General features: G+C 47.0%; 12 protein-coding genes. All 12 read left to right on the top strand.

Translation table 11 applies throughout. From position 1 onward, the window contains the following. Positions 1-151: 151 nt before the first annotated feature. The gene (locus M1D71_RS29445; RefSeq protein WP_458124770.1) at positions 152-1,042 is read left to right on the top strand and encodes a D-alanyl-D-alanine carboxypeptidase family protein; all 891 of its coding nucleotides are present in this window, start codon (positions 152-154) and stop codon (positions 1,040-1,042) included. Positions 1,043-1,164: 122 nt separating this feature from the next. Next, the gene (locus M1D71_RS29440) at positions 1,165-3,582 is read left to right on the top strand and encodes an alpha/beta fold hydrolase (protein WP_458124769.1); all 2,418 of its coding nucleotides are present in this window, start codon (positions 1,165-1,167) and stop codon (positions 3,580-3,582) included. A 229-nt stretch (positions 3,583-3,811) separates the two neighbouring features. Beyond that, entirely contained in the window at positions 3,812-5,398 is a 1,587-nt protein-coding gene (locus M1D71_RS29435; RefSeq protein ID WP_458124768.1) for an MFS transporter, read from the top strand. Between the two features lie 243 nt (positions 5,399-5,641). Continuing rightward, on the top strand, positions 5,642-6,676 hold the full coding sequence (locus M1D71_RS29430; protein WP_458124767.1) for an LCP family protein: 1,035 nt from the start codon (positions 5,642-5,644) through the stop codon (positions 6,674-6,676). Between the two features lie 174 nt (positions 6,677-6,850). Further along, positions 6,851-7,276, top strand: a complete 426-nt coding sequence (locus M1D71_RS29425) for a CBS domain-containing protein (RefSeq protein ID WP_062836539.1) — start codon at positions 6,851-6,853, stop codon at positions 7,274-7,276. Between the two features lie 264 nt (positions 7,277-7,540). After that, positions 7,541-7,843 (top strand): MazG-like family protein, encoded by a 303-nt coding sequence (locus tag M1D71_RS29420; protein ID WP_017691445.1) that lies wholly within the window; start codon positions 7,541-7,543, stop codon positions 7,841-7,843. Between the two features lie 5 nt (positions 7,844-7,848). Continuing rightward, positions 7,849-8,760 carry a DUF2232 domain-containing protein gene (locus M1D71_RS29415; protein ID WP_458124766.1) on the top strand — a complete coding sequence of 304 codons (912 nt, stop codon included), beginning with the start codon at positions 7,849-7,851 and terminating at the stop codon, positions 8,758-8,760. A gap of 11 nt (positions 8,761-8,771) precedes the next feature. After that, entirely contained in the window at positions 8,772-10,763 is a 1,992-nt protein-coding gene (locus M1D71_RS29410; RefSeq protein WP_169482662.1) for a DHH family phosphoesterase, read from the top strand. After that, the gene (gene rplI, locus M1D71_RS29405; protein WP_458124765.1) at positions 10,760-11,203 is read left to right on the top strand and encodes a 50S ribosomal protein L9; all 444 of its coding nucleotides are present in this window, start codon (positions 10,760-10,762) and stop codon (positions 11,201-11,203) included. The genes M1D71_RS29410 and rplI overlap by 4 nt, the downstream gene beginning before the upstream one ends. Before the next feature lies 1 nt (position 11,204). After that, positions 11,205-12,566, top strand: a complete 1,362-nt coding sequence (gene dnaB, locus M1D71_RS29400) for a replicative DNA helicase (protein WP_036611922.1) — start codon at positions 11,205-11,207, stop codon at positions 12,564-12,566. Positions 12,567-13,008: 442 nt separating this feature from the next. Then, on the top strand, positions 13,009-14,295 hold the full coding sequence (locus M1D71_RS29395) for an adenylosuccinate synthase (protein WP_458124764.1): 1,287 nt from the start codon (positions 13,009-13,011) through the stop codon (positions 14,293-14,295). 224 nt (positions 14,296-14,519) lie between these two features. Further along, the gene (locus M1D71_RS29390) at positions 14,520-15,287 is read left to right on the top strand and encodes a hypothetical protein (RefSeq protein ID WP_458124763.1); all 768 of its coding nucleotides are present in this window, start codon (positions 14,520-14,522) and stop codon (positions 15,285-15,287) included. Positions 15,288-15,612 lie beyond the last annotated feature (325 nt).

The following is a 15,612-nucleotide window of genomic DNA, read 5'->3' as shown; positions in this document are numbered from 1 at the left end:
TAAAAACATGAATTCTGTACACTCTGGCATGGGTGTATGGGGTTCATGTTTTTTTTGTAACCAAAAAATAAAAAAAATTTAACTTTTTTTCTAAAAAGTGCAGACAAAATGCCTCTTCACTTCGTCTATATAGGTAAGAGGTGATCATCTTATGAAAAAATGGTGGAAACGTGCAGGTATGCTGCTGGCTCTGCTGCTCATTATATATTTGGGTGTGAAACCGGACATGCTGGTAGGCAAACCGGGAATTAAAGCTGAATCCGCTGTCTTAATGGATATGAACTCCGAACAGGTCTTAATGGATTTTAACGGCTCCCAAGAGATTGCTCCGGCAGGCGTCAGTAAGTTGATGACAGAACTACTTGTGATGGAAGCCGTGATTAATGGAGATATAAGGTGGGACGATCTTGTTAATGTGAGCCTATATGCCAGTTCCGTGGGTGGCAGTCAATTGACCTTGAAACAAGGTGAGCAATTCACCGTTCAGGAGTTGTTCCAGGTCGTAGCTGTCTATTCAGCAAACGATGCAGCGGTTGCTCTTGCCGAACATATTAGTGGTACAGAGCAGAACTTTGTTCAGCAGATGAATCAAAAAGCAACTCAGATCGGACTGTCTGAAGATACACAATTCACGAATTCAACGGGCCTCAGTGAAAAGTTGCTTGGTCCTAACCGTCCGATGGAAATACAAGGGCAGACCTTAATGACGGCTATCGATGTATGCAAGCTTGCACGATATCTGCTGAGTAACCATCCCGAGATTCTAAAAGTTTCTAGCCAAATGCAAGTATCAATGCATCAAAAAGGAATGTACATGAGTAACACGAACTGGATGTTGTCCTCCATTGGTGGGCCGTATGCTTACGATGGGAATGACGGATTGAAGACCGGGTATGATGAAGATTCCGGATATCATTTTGTTGGGACAGCTGAACGTGATGGCAAAAGACTGATTTCAGTTGTATTTGGAACAGACACTCGTGAGGGACGTTTTATCGAGACTCGTAAGCTGCTCAATTATGGGTTTTCCGGTTCAAAATAACAGGGTGAACATGGACATCATCAAGGAGATTCTTCTCGCTGTTAACTTGTGGTTAATCATGGTAAAATGACTTACGTATAATTCCATATAATTCTGTAATTCACTTTAAAGGGGGAAATTCTTTGAACGCCATTAGCAAAAAGGTATACGCTCTCACGCTCACCATGGCTATGTCTATGGCTCTGATTCAACCAGCCGTACAGGCGGCAGAAGACGTAAAACCTACAGCTGCTGTATCGGAAGCCATTGCTTCCAAGGCGACACAGACACTACAGCAACTAGGATACATAGATGAAATCACAGAGTTAACGACTCCGATCACTCGTGCGGAGGCAGCGATCATTCTGCAACGTGTACTTCAATTGGATACGCCTACGTCACTTACAGGTTTTGCAGATGTCTTGCCCGAGAACGAAGCTGCGCCTGCGATCTACGCCCTGAAGCAAGGTGGACTCATTCAAGGGAAAGCCAAGGGCTATGCTCCGGATGCTCCACTTACACGTGCACAGATGGCATCGTTGTTCACACGTGCATTCGAACTGAAGGATAATGGAATCCAGGTAGTATACAGTGATGCCGATCAGATTCCAGCTGTGCATGCAAATGACGCTGCACGGGTTAAACAGCATTTTATTATCGAAGGTAGCGCATTTAATGCCAAACAATCGGTGACTCATGGTGAATTCGCAGATGCGCTGTATCTCGCACTCGGGCTGGATGTGAAGTCAGAGGGCCTTACACCGCTGGAGGACTTTTTCAAACAGCCTGCTCAGGCAGGGTTCCAGATGTCACCGGACGGTAAACACCTCGCACACCTGGAGCCGTGGAATAACCGCATGAATATCGTAGTTACCGCAAACGGTCAGGATAAACCTGTACGCATTACGAACGAAACAGAACGCAATATCGCAGGATTTGCGTGGGCAACCAATGACAAGTTGCTCTATGTACAAGATAAGGCGGGGGATGAAAATTACCATATATATGTCACGGATATCGATGGTAAGAACAGCAAGGATCTGACGCTGTATCCTAACACAAGAGCCATCCTGGTAGATCCACTTGAGAATATTCCGGATGAAATTCTGGTAGGCATGAATAAGCGTGATCCGCGAATCTTTGATGTGTACCGTATTAACATTAAGACGGGAGAAGCTGTACTTGCGGCAGAGAACCCAGGCAATATTACGGGCTGGCTAACTGACCATGAGGGAAAAATTCGTGTGGCTGTGTCCAGTGATGGTAATGTGTCTTCGTTACTGTATCGGGAGTCAGAGGATCAGAAGTTCGAGCCACTACTGACGACGAAACTCGGGGAAACCTTTGCTCCAGTGATGTTCACGTATGACAACAAAAATATCTATGCGGTCTCCAACTTGGAGCGGGACAAAACGGCGATTGTAGAGTACAGTCCAAGCAGCAAGAAGGTAACCAAAACAATCTATGAAAATAAAGATGTGGATGTAAGCAGCTTTATCCCTTCCAAAGATAAGGGGACCATTCTCGCTGCAGTATATGAGACAGATAAAGTGAATTATGAATTCTTCGATCAAGAGTTCAGAACGTTAATGCAGGATATCAAAGCGAAAGTGCCAGGTAAGGAAGTTAGTATCAGTAGCATAAGCGAGGAAGGCCAGGTACTGTTTGTAGCCTATAACGACAAAACGATGGGCACGTATTATTTCTATGATTCCAAAGCAGGCAAACTCGATAAACTGGCTGATGCCGCACCTTGGATTGATGAGAGCAAAATGTCGGATATGAAGCCTATTACGTATAAGTCACGTGATGGTCTGACTCTTCATGGTTATCTGACACTGCCTCAAGGAGCGGAAGCTTCCAACTTGCCACTGGTTGTTGTTCCACATGGCGGTCCCTGGGCTCGTGATTCATGGGGCTTCAATCCTGAGATTCAATTCCTTGCAAGCCGTGGCTATGCCGTACTACAGGTGAATTTCCGCGGTTCCACGGGATACGGCAAAGAATTCCTGGATGCAGGTAATAAAGAGTGGGGCAAAGCCATGCAGAATGACCTCACAGACGGCGTGAACTGGCTGGTTGAAGAGGGAACGGTTGATCCGAAGCGCGTAGCGATCTATGGTGGATCCTACGGCGGATATGCTGCTCTAGCGGGACTGGCATTCACACCGGATGTCTACGCTGCAGGAATTAGCTATGTGGGTCCTTCCAATATCTTCACCCTTTTGGACTCACTGCCACCTTACTGGGAGTCGGAGCGCAGCCTGTTCTATGAACGTGTAGGGGATCCCGAGAAAGATAAAGAATTGTTAACGGCGATTTCACCACTATTCCACATCGATCAGATGAAGGCCCCATTATTCGTGGTTCAGGGCGCTAATGATCCACGTGTCAAACAAGCCGAGTCCGATCAGATCGTCGAAGCATTTCGCAAACGCGGAGTCGATGTACCGTATATGTTAAAGACCAGTGAAGGTCATGGCTTCGCGAACGTCGAGAATCAGCTTGATCTGTACCGTGCGATTGAGAAATTCCTGAATCGTCATCTGATGCAGCCATAGTACGTTAGACATAAGGACTGTCCCGCAGGTTTTCCCGAACCTGCGGGCAGCTTTATTTTATCGGATCAGAGGGAAATTGAACCAGACAACCATATTATTAAATTGACATATGGATTTCTTTTGTTTTAAAATGACCAATGAGTCATTAATGTTCGATTCGGCTTAATATATATGTACCAAACCTACTGTACGATACTGAATTTAAGATCTAATCGGGAGGTAACATGTGATGCAAAAACAAATGAAATGGCCGTTGATCCTGTTTGCCATAGGGGTATTCATGGCAGCGCTGGATAACGGGATCATCACCTCTTCACTGACCACCTTAAATGCATCGTTTGGTGTGTCGCCAACATGGGGGGCGTGGACAATTACGCTCTACACGCTTGGGCTTGCGGTGAGTGTTCCTATTGCAGGCAAGCTATCAGACCGTTATGGTCGCAAGAAACTGTTTTTGATCGAAGTGGCGTTGTTCGGGATCGGGTCGCTGCTGGTCGCGCTAAGCACATCGTTTACCTTCTTCCTGATTGCTCGTGTCATTCAAGCTTTGGGCGGCGGGGGGATATTTATCATAGCCAGCTCATACGTACTAAGCAAGTTCCCGGCGGAGCGTCAAGGTACAGCCTTGGGTCTGCTCGGAGGCATGAATGGTGTTGCCGCCATTTTGGGGCCCAATGTCGGTGCTTTTATACTGGACATTACGGGCAACTGGCATTGGTTATTCCTGATCAACGTACCTATCGCCATTCTGCTATTCATTGCAGGCATTCGATTTATTCATGAAGAGCAGGAATTGAATCGTGCAGCAGTGGACTGGAGCGGTATCGCTGTCTTGACGTTAGGTGTACTCAGTTTAATGTTTAGCTTCAGCAATCTGGACGGTGTGAACATGCTTCAAAGCCTGGGATCACCGATGTTCTATGGCTTCTTCTTGGCAGGTGTGATCATTCTGGTGCTCTTTTACTTTATGGAAAAAAGACTGGAAGGATCTGAACGTGAACCTGTTGTATCGACGCAACTTCTGGGCATCGCGTCCTTTCGCTGGACGCTTCTAATTGCCTTTTTCTCCGGAGCTATTCTTGCTTCGGTGATCTTTATTCCAGGTTTTGTTGAGCAATATCTCGGCGTATCCAATACAGCTTCCGGGTACTGGTTTACTCCGCTCGCGCTGGCATCCGGTATCGGGGCTGGTGGTGGCGGCTACCTCGTTGACCGCAAAGGACCGATCTGGACATTATCCGTTGCAGGCCTGTTATCTGCGATTGGATTCCTGCTGTTCCCACTATGGGTGGAGCATATCTGGCAATTTGTTATTGCAAGTACGCTCGTAGGTATCGGCTTCGGCATGATGCTCGGTGCGCCAGTAAACGTACTTGTCACGGAACAGGCGGGAGAGAACAACAAAGGCATCGCGGTAGCGACCAGTTCGTTATTCCGCCAGATGGCTATGGCTATTGCGCCTACCATTTTTGCCGGATTCCTGGCACGTTCTTTTACTAATCTGGGATCCAACATTCAGACAGGGTTCGCTGATAAAGGGATTCAGGTGCCGCCCGAGATGCTGGAGCAATATGCGTCGGGCGGATCATCCGGAAGTGATGTATCCAGTCTGACAGAGGGCCTGTCCCAAATTCCTGATGAAGGTATCCGTGATGTGTTGCTCCAGGCAGTGCATCAAACGACAGGTCAGGGTTACAATGGACTTTTCTGGTCTGCGGTCGTATTCAGTGTGCTTACGCTGGTGGCTGCGCTTATAACGGGACGTCTGCGTCAAAAAGAGAAGATCCTTGATGTGGAAAGTGTATCCACGAAATGATTTGATGCGTGTGGAAATCAAGAGAACAGTGTACCTTTTGTAACTAAAAAAGGAGTCACTGTTCTTTTCACTTTAACCGGATTGTAACTTTTCATCTTCCCGCAATGATTACAATAGAACGAGCGTAAGCGGTGTCTTAATTCCAGAGAGAGAAAACTTCAGAGAACACCGAGTCACAAGTCATCCCAGGCGTTTAATTGGTATTATGGATTATCATTTTGATAGTGAAGAAGGAATTAATGGATGAAAAGCAGAACTAAAGATAAGAAGAAGAAAAGAAGAAAAGGCCTATATATAACGCTCGTTTCACTGGTTGTTTTGTTGATTGGGGGTTATTTGTTCCGTCAACAGCTGGCTGTAGCGGCATTTGATCTGTTTCTCGCCGGTTCGGTAGAAGATCAGTTATCCCGCTCTTATGTACCGCAGGAAGGCAACAATACGCCTGATCCAACGGTATATCGCAAGGAACCTTTCTCTGTATTACTGCTGGGTTCGGACAAACGCGCCTATGAGAAGACGCGTGGACGTTCGGATACAGTGATCTATGCTGTAGTTCGTCCCAAGGAATCCCGTGTGCTTCTGGTATCCATTCCACGTGATACGTATGTGCAAATTGTGGGACGAGATGCGAACAAAGACGGTGAAGATGATTATGATAAGCTGGCGCATGCCTATGCTTTCGGTGGGGAGAATATGTCCATCAATACGGTGGAGAAGTTTCTTGATGCCGATGTAGGATACTATGCAACGATCAACTTCGACGGGATCAAAAAAGTGGTTGATGCGCTTGGTGGTGTGAAACTGCCGATTGATGAGGACATTGTAAACAAAGATCCGAATCATGTGCAATTCACGATTGAAGGTGGCAAGCCGATCTATGACGGGCAGGAAGCACTGTATTATGTAAGATACCGTGAAGATAGCGATTTTAATCGTACCAAACGGCAGCAGATTTTCCTGAACGCAATGGCGAATGAAATGTTGAATTTGAACCAAATTGCCAAAATCCCGGAACTGATTCAGATCATGGGAGACAGCTTCCAGACGGATATGCGAGCTTCTTTCATTATTGATCTGGCCAAACAGGTGCTTACTCAGGAGAAACCGCAGATTTCAAGCTTCACCATTCTGGGTGAGGGGATGAAAAAAGACGGTATCTATTATGGTCAGGCTGACGAGAAAGATGTCCAATATGCCAAAGAGCTGATTAACAACTGGATGGATCAATCGACCCCAGCCGGTGAAGTAATGATCCCTGACCGGCAAATGATTGAATAACCAATTCCATACCAATGGTTTGTTGTAGACCATAATCAGCAGTACGTTTATTTGCGGGCTGCTGTTTTTTTCTTTGTAGAGGTTGTTTTGGAACATCATCCGTTCTGATCCGTATAATATAAGTTGAGCGAGATAAGTTGAACGAAGAAATTCACAAGGAGGATACGTAAGGGTATGAACATTGCATTTTTTTTGCTGCCCAAACAAGAGGTTACGTGCGTGACGTCGGATTCTACGCTGCGGCAAACGTTGGAACGGATGGAATATCATCGGTTTACGGCGGTGCCCATTTTGAATAAGGAAGGCAAATATATTGGTACGGTTACCGAAGGCGACTTACTGTGGTATATGAAGAATGCCGAGGGAAAGATTTCATTTGAAAACGCTTCAAAATTCTTGCTCAAAGACGTTCCGCTTCGCCTGGATATTAAGCCCGTATCCATTGACGCCAATATGGAAGACCTGATTAACTTGGCCAAAGTTCAGAACTTTGTTCCTGTGGTCGATGATATGGAGCGTTTCATTGGTATTGTCAGACGGAGTCAGATTATTGAGTACTGCGAGGGTATTGTGGCCAAAGAATCGATTAAAGCCAAGTAAGCCCTAACGAATTTAAACATTATTGTGACAGCAGGGATAATCACAGCCGCCCGGTATCATGTTAAACTTAAGAAGTCCTTTACCAAGGGTGTATTCGAAGTTTTATACAAATATATATGTGGATTGGATGTACGGAGGACTCCGCATAAGTACCTGAGATCAGTTTTGGAGAACTTCTCCGCTTTTTGGGGTAATTTTGCGGGCCCTCTTTTTATGCTATAATCGAGAATAAAGCTTTTTCGGGGGAGAGTGACTTTCGCCAATATGCCTAAAGAACTGGATGTAGCCAAACGCGCTAAAGTGATTGAATGGCTTAAAACCGAAGTACTTGATCAGGTATCCCGATTATTCAAGGCGTTATGGGAAGGCAGTACAACTCGAATCGGGGATAGTCTTGCCAGTTTAATCATGAGTAGTTACATATTGGGCCGCAGGCTCGGTATTCCTTTCAAGGATCTGGATGCACTGCTTGTGGAGAAGTTGAAAAAGCATAAACAGGAAGGTCACCAGCTTGAAGACTGGTACCAGGATATTTCCGCGCTAGAAGATCATATGCGTAAGAGGTGAATTTGTTGAAATTTAGCTTTAAATCAGCTGTTTGGAGCGCAGTCTATCTGCTCCTGCTACTTTCGCTGTTAACTCCTTTATCGGTACTTGCCATATTTTTTATGATGATTCCGGGAGTTATTTTGTATGCTTCATTATCTTTAAAGTCATTTATATGGCATCTCGTGCCCGTGGCCGTTATTTTGGTCATATTCCATCCTATTTATCTGTTACTATTGCTCATCTTTACCCTGCCTGCGATCGTTATGGGTCACGCGTATAAAAAACGGAAGTCAGCCCTGTTCACGCTTATGGCGGGGAGTGGCGCGATGCTGGCAGAATACTTGTTGTTGCTCTTGGTCGGCAGTGTCATTTTCCAATTCGACCTGTCCAGCTATATTGAAGATGTGGTCAGACTGACCATCGAACCGTTAACGAATACATCCAACCAGATGATCAACGGGTTCGCATGGACGCCTGAGATGACAGCGGATGTGGCCAAACAAACGCAGCTTATGATTCCTTTTGCACTGGTTGTGACATCGATGGTAATGGCCTTTATCACACACGTCATTGCTCGTCCGATCCTGAATGTTATGGGTGTAGCTGTATCGAAGCTTCCACCAGCGAGAGAGTGGCGTATGCCGCGTGCACTGATCTGGTATTATTTCCTCGCACTGTTGATTGAGGTCATCTCCAGACAGAGTGATGGAACATACTGGACCATGATTGCCATGAATCTATCGCCTTTAATTAATCTGGGCTTCATGATTCAAGCGATCGGTTTCTTCTTCTTTCTCTCACATACAAAGAAATGGAATCCGGTTATACCGTATTTCCTGGCGGTTGCGGTCTTCTTCATTGGTCCGCTTCGGATTATCGGAATTATCGATCTGGCGTTCCCGCTTCGTGAGGCAATATCGAAATCAAAACGATAGGGTGATGAGTCATGCCTAAATTTCTGAAGAAACGCTGGCACGGCTACTATACCGTATGGGCGTTCATACTGCTGCTGTTGCTCGTTATGTTCGTTACCATCTATAACTGGACGCTTGGTTTGATTAGTCTGATACTGGCCTCGGCGCTGGGAATCGTCATGATTAAGGCGGAACTCGCGTTCCGCCGTGAGCTTAACGACTACATTAATGGCCTGTCCATTCGGATCAAACGGATGGAGGGGGAAGCGGTCAGCATGCTTCCATTCGGAATTGTGCTGTACAGCGAAGATCGTACGGTAGAGTGGCATAACCGCTTTGTCGCGGAGATGTTCCAGGAGAAGACATTGGTAGGCAATCCGCTACCTAATTTGTTTCCCAAACTTCCTCAACCTAAAGAGAAGAAGGATGGGACCAAGGAACATTCATCCAAGGAGTTTCATGACGAATTCCAGTTGGATGATCGGCATTATGGAGTTATTCATAACCCGCAGGAGCGGTATGTATATGTATACGAGATTACGGAGCTAGCCATTCTTCGTGATAAATATGAAAATGAACGCCTTGCATTGGGTATTCTCGTTCTGGATAATCTGGACGAGGCTGCCCAGGGCATGGACGACCAGCAGCGTACAGCGCTGATTGCCCGTGTGACTAGCGAGATTACGTCATGGGCCAAGCAATATGAAGTGTACCTGCGCCGTCTGTCTTCTGACCGTTATCTGTTGATGCTGAATCATAAGTCTTTGCAGGAACTGGAGCAGAGTCGATTTGTCATTTTGGATGAAGTTCGGGAGATGACCGCTGACCTCAAAGTGCCAATGACACTCAGTGTAGGACTGGCGTTTGGTTCGGATAGCATCAGCGAGATGGGAGAACTGGCACAGTCCAGTCTGGACATGGCACTTGGACGCGGTGGCGACCAGGCCGCTGTGAAATCGGGGCAACGGCTGTCTTTCTATGGCGGCAAGTCCAACGCAGTGGAGAAACGGACACGGGTAAGAGCGCGCGTTATTGCGCACGCGCTGCGTGATCTGATGCAGGAGAGCGATCGGGTGCTCATTATGGGGCACAAAATCCCGGATATGGACGCAATCGGTGCATCCATCGGGGTATGGAAAGCGGCGAGTCTGTACAATGTGGAAGCACGAATTGTGCTGGATGGAATTAATCCATCGATTGAACGCATGATGGAGCAAGTGAACAAGGACGAGAAGTTGTCCAAGGCATTTGTATCACCGGAACAAGCAACTCAGATGATGACAGAGCACACGTTGCTGGTTGTGGTGGATACACATAAGGCCTCTATGACAATGGAGCCGAAACTGGTGCAGTCTGCAACCCGTGTTGTAGTTGTGGATCATCATCGTCGGGGTGAGGAGTTCATCAATGATGCTGTGTTGATCTATCTGGAACCTTACGCGTCCTCAGCTGCGGAACTGGTAACAGAGCTCTTGCAATACATTCATGACAAGGTCCAATTCACTCCGCTCGAAGCTACGGCTCTACTTGCAGGGATTACGATGGATACGAAGCACTTTGCACTGCATACTGGTTCCAGAACGTTCGAAGCGGCAGGCTTCCTGCGTCGTAGCGGTGCGGATACCATTATGGTCCAGCGGTTGATGAAAGAGGACCTGTCAGAATATATTGCTAAGGCAGAAATCATAAAGCATGCTAAAATGGTATATGGAAACATTGCGCTGGCGGTCACGGACCCTGGCAGCAAGATTTCACAGATGATGATCGCCCAGGTGGCGGACACATTGCTGAACATGACTGACGTGGTCGCTTCATTTGTTATAAGTGAGCGTCCGGATGGACTGATTGGCATCAGTGCGAGATCGCTGGGGCGCATGAATGTTCAGGTTGTCATGGAACGACTGGGCGGTGGCGGACATTTGACGAATGCTGCCGTGCAGCTTGAAGGAACGCTTGGAGAGGCAGAAAAACGGCTGACGAACGTACTGGCTGAAATCGAAAAGGAAGAGGGGCTGTTCGAATGAAAGTCATTTTTATAAAAGATATGAAGGGTCAAGGCAAGAAGGGGCAAGTGAAAGAAGTATCTGAGGGCTATGCTCAGAACTTCCTACTGCCACGGGGAATCGCACGTCCAGCAACGGATGGCAACATGAAGACACTGGATAACCAGAAGGCTGCTGAAGAAAGAATCAAACAGGAAGAGAAAGCAGAAGCGGAAGCACTCGCGAAGAAGCTGGAAGCAGAAGTGACTGAACTGAAAGCCAAGTCCGGCGAAGGTGGTCGTCTGTTCGGTGCAATTACCAGCAAACAAATCGCAGAAGCGTTGTCTAAAAAGGGTCTGAAGGTAGACAAACGCAAAATCGAGCTGGACGAGCCTATTCGTACACTCGGCGTAACACAAGTAACTATCAAGGTTCACCCTGAAGTGAAGGCAACCTTGAAGGTACAGGTAACGGAAGAGTAAGATGGGCGGCGAAATGTTATTCGACCGGATTCCCCCGCAGAACCTGGAAGCCGAACAGGCCGTGCTGGGTGCAATCCTGTTGCAGGGTGAAGCCCTGATTACAGCAATGGAACGGGTGCAAACCGAGGATTTCTATGATAAGCCCCATCAATTAATTTTCGAAGCGATGATTCAGCTTGGTGAGGGAAATCAACCGATTGACCTCGTGACACTGACTTCGCTTCTGAAGGATAAAGGCGAGCTGGAGGATATCGGCGGCGTTAGTTATCTGGCTAAGCTGGCCCATGGTGTACCTACAGCCGCGAACGTAGACTATTACGCTCAGATTATCGAAGAGAAATCGATGCTGCGTCGCCTGATTCGAACCGCAACACAGATCGTGAGTGAAGGATATACAGGCGGCGAAGATGTTGCAGCTATGCTCGGAGAAGCTGAACGTCGCATTCTGGAGATTTCCAACCGTCGCTCCAGTAGTGGTTTTATAGCCATTCAGGACGTATTGATGGAAGTATTCGATCGAGTGGAAACCCTACATCAGAATAAGGGAACAACGACAGGAATCCCGTCCGGATTTATCGATCTGGACAAAATGACTGCCGGATTCCAGCGCAGTGACTTGATTATTGTAGCAGCCCGTCCTTCCGTAGGTAAGACGGCCTTCGCCCTGAATATCGCTCAGAACGTGGCCATTCGGGCACAGGAGACGGTAGCCATCTTCAGTCTGGAGATGTCAGCTGCCCAGCTGGTGCAACGTATGATCTGTGCGGAAGCCAACCTGGATGCGAGTGTTATGCGTATGGGTGACTTCAAAGGTGATGAAGACTGGCAGAAGCTGACGATGGGTATTGCAGCTTTGTCGGAAGCCAACATCTTTATTGATGATACGCCAGGCATTACCGTAGCAGATATTCGTGCCAAATGCCGACGCCTTAAGAAAGAGAAGGGCCTTGGCATGATCCTGATCGACTATCTTCAATTGATTAGTGGACGTGGTAAGGCAGGGGAGAACCGTCAACAAGAGGTATCCGAGATTTCCCGTACACTGAAACAAATTGGCCGGGAACTTGAAGTTCCGGTTATTGCCTTGTCCCAGCTGAGTCGGGGTGTAGAGCAACGTCAGGATAAACGTCCGATGATGAGTGACTTGCGGGAATCGGGTTCGATCGAGCAAGATGCCGACATCGTAGCGTTCCTGTACCGGGATGACTACTACAACCAGGAGACCGAGAAGAAAAATATTATCGAGATTATTATCGCCAAACAGCGTAATGGTCCGGTAGGTACGGTGGAACTGGTCTTCCTGAAAAACTTTAATAAATTCGTCAATTACGAGAGGGCGCACAATGACGCCTTCGCGATGTAACGGACAGGCGCTGACTGCTTCCAACAGGAAGCAAATCCGTCTGTCCCGAACATCAACCATTAGCGTAACTGGACTCAAACATGTGTTATAAATACCAGATATAGATTCGCATTGAAATGGTATCCTTGAACCGGTGATAGCAGTCAAGCAAGCTTGGACTGAAGTCTCCGGTTTTTTTGTCGAAATATTAGGTCAATTCCGAACATTACGGTTGTACTATATCTAATTGTTCGCCATTTGATTTGACTTTGAAAAAGGGTACTGGTACACTAATACTGCTGCGTTAAAGCAGCGCAAACCTTCCCTTGAATGTAACGGAAGGAGATTTTTACTGTCCGTTAGCACGCTTCTCAGTCGGTTTATTGCGTAACATGCCTGCCGGGATAGAGGACGGACAGACCAATACAAAGGTGCGCAAGGCACCCACGGAGGAATGTTAACTATGTCAACGGTAGTTGTAGTGGGAACGCAATGGGGAGACGAAGGTAAAGGTAAAATCACGGATTATTTGGCTGAGAGCGCTGATGTGGTGGCTCGTTATCAAGGTGGTAACAATGCGGGTCATACGATTCTGATTGATAACAAAAAATATAAACTGACGATGATTCCATCAGGGATTTTCTACACGGATAAAGCGTGTGTCATTGGTAACGGAATGGTTATCAACCCGAAGGCACTCATCGAAGAAATTAACTATATTCATGACAATGATTTCACAACGAAGAACCTGTCCATCAGTGAGCGCGCACATATCATCTTGCCATATCACATGGTACTGGATGCACTCGAAGAAGAGAGCAAAGGCCCGAACAAAATCGGTACGACTGGCAAGGGTATTGGCCCATGTTATATGGACAAATCAGCTCGTATTGGTATTCGGATGGTTGACCTGCTGGATGCTGAAGAGTTCGAACTGAAATTGCGTCATCTGGTCAAAGAAAAGAACCGCATGATCGAGCAAGTTTACGGTGGCCAGCCCGTTGATGTCGAAGAGATTCTGACAGATTATCTGGGATATGCAGAAATTCTGCGCCCTTACGTACGTGATACATCCGTTGTTCTGAACGAATATATTGATGAGGACAAAAAAGTATTATTTGAAGGCGCACAAGGCGTAATGTTGGACCTTGATCAAGGAACTTATCCATTTGTAACATCATCCAATCCGTCCGCAGGTGGCGTATGTATCGGTTCTGGCGTAGGCCCAGCTCGGATCCAGCAAGTGATTGGTGTAGCGAAAGCCTACACAACCCGTGTAGGAGATGGCCCATTCCCTACGGAATTGCATGATGCCATCGGCGACCAAATCCGCGAGACTGGACATGAGTACGGTACTGTAACTGGACGTCCACGTCGTGTGGGTTGGTTCGATAGTGTTGTCGTTCGTCACGCGCGTCGTGTCAGCGGAATTACAGGTCTGTCCCTGAACTCTCTGGACGTAATGACAGGTCTGGAAACCGTAAAAATCTGCACAGGATACAAATTCCGCGGCGAGATCATCACACACTATCCGGCAAGCCTCAAAATGCTGGCTGAATGTGAAGCAGTATACGAAGAGCTGCCAGGCTGGAGCGAAGATATCACTGGAGCGAAGAAACTTGAAGACCTGCCAGTGAACACACAGAATTATGTAAAACGCGTATCCGAACTGACAGGCATTCCAATTGCCATCTTCTCTGTTGGTCGTAACCGTGAGCAAACGAATCAAGTTCTTCCAATCTACGAATAATTCAACACATAGAGAGATCATATTTCTTGGATTATAAAATAGGATAGACTGCCCACTCAGGCAGGTAGAGCCTCCAGTTGTTGCTTTTATAGCAATGACTGGAGGCTTTTTGTATGTTTTTCGGATATAATCTCGAGATTTCCGTCAATACTGGTTAACAGTAGAGTCACAGACCCCGACAAGCGCATGCTAGACGGGTGGGATAATCGGAGGGAGAGAACGGAATGAAGTTGCTTGTGTGGTTTGTCAAAATCGTGCTAACGGTGTTGCTGGTCAGTTCACTGACACTGCTCACGACCGGATTAATTGTACAGTCATATGCGAAATCGCTACTCGCGAGTTTCAATATTCAGTGGGAAGGTCAACCCATGGGATTAACGACTATGTTTCAGGGTGCCTTGGGTGGTAAAACCAGTGAGGGTAATAAGCCGGGAAATGGAACGATAGATCAGCCTGCAGGAACAGAAGAAGAACGTGTTCCGGAAGATGCCGTTTCGGTCATGGGCAACGGTCCGGAGAGCGGTGAATCTGGCGTAGATTCAGGCAACGGTTCGTCCCAGGGGAGCGGATCAGGTGAGGGCGCAGGAGAAGGCTCAGGTACAGATTCGGATGGAGGATCGAACTCAGGCGCGAGTGCAGGCAGTGGGACGGATACAGGCACGGGGAATGATTCAGGAACAGCAGAGGGTAATGGCTCAGCTTCAGGAAACGGAACCGGTGCGGCCAGCGGTGATGCTTCTTCGGGCAATGATGCCATTGTAGTATCACCAGATGACATCACAGGAGCGAAGGATAAGCTGCCCGTAGAGGAGAAAGAAAAGATCTTCAGCCTGCTCATGAACAAACTGCCGCAGAAAGAAATGCAACAGATCTCAGGTGCCATGGAAGGTGGCCTAACGGAACAGGAACTGCGTGAGATTGAACAGGTAATCTCGAAGTATCTGACCAGTGAAGAGTACGATAACCTGATGGAAGTATTGCAAACAGAGTAAGATAGGAAGGTAAAGCAGGCGTGCTCATAGATGTATATCGCCTGTTTCATATTGTAATGGACTTGTTGATGACGATTGAATATAATCTATTTAAATAAATACTGGAAATTGTATAAACAAAGGTATTAAATGCTGAAGTAGTGGAGTTTTTGGAGCAGGAATGCGTACGTTTATTTCATTAGCCTAATCAGGAGGGAACATCTTATGAAGTATAAAGGTAAAGAACACGACATATAAAAACGGTTATGCGACATTGCAGAAACCTTTAGTCCAATTCGTGGACCTCCGTTCATAGGGTGCACTCAAGAGATACGATGTACCTGTG

This window comes from Paenibacillus sp. Z3-2, assembly GCF_054161325.1.
This window is presented reverse-complemented; position numbering and strand designations above follow the sequence as displayed.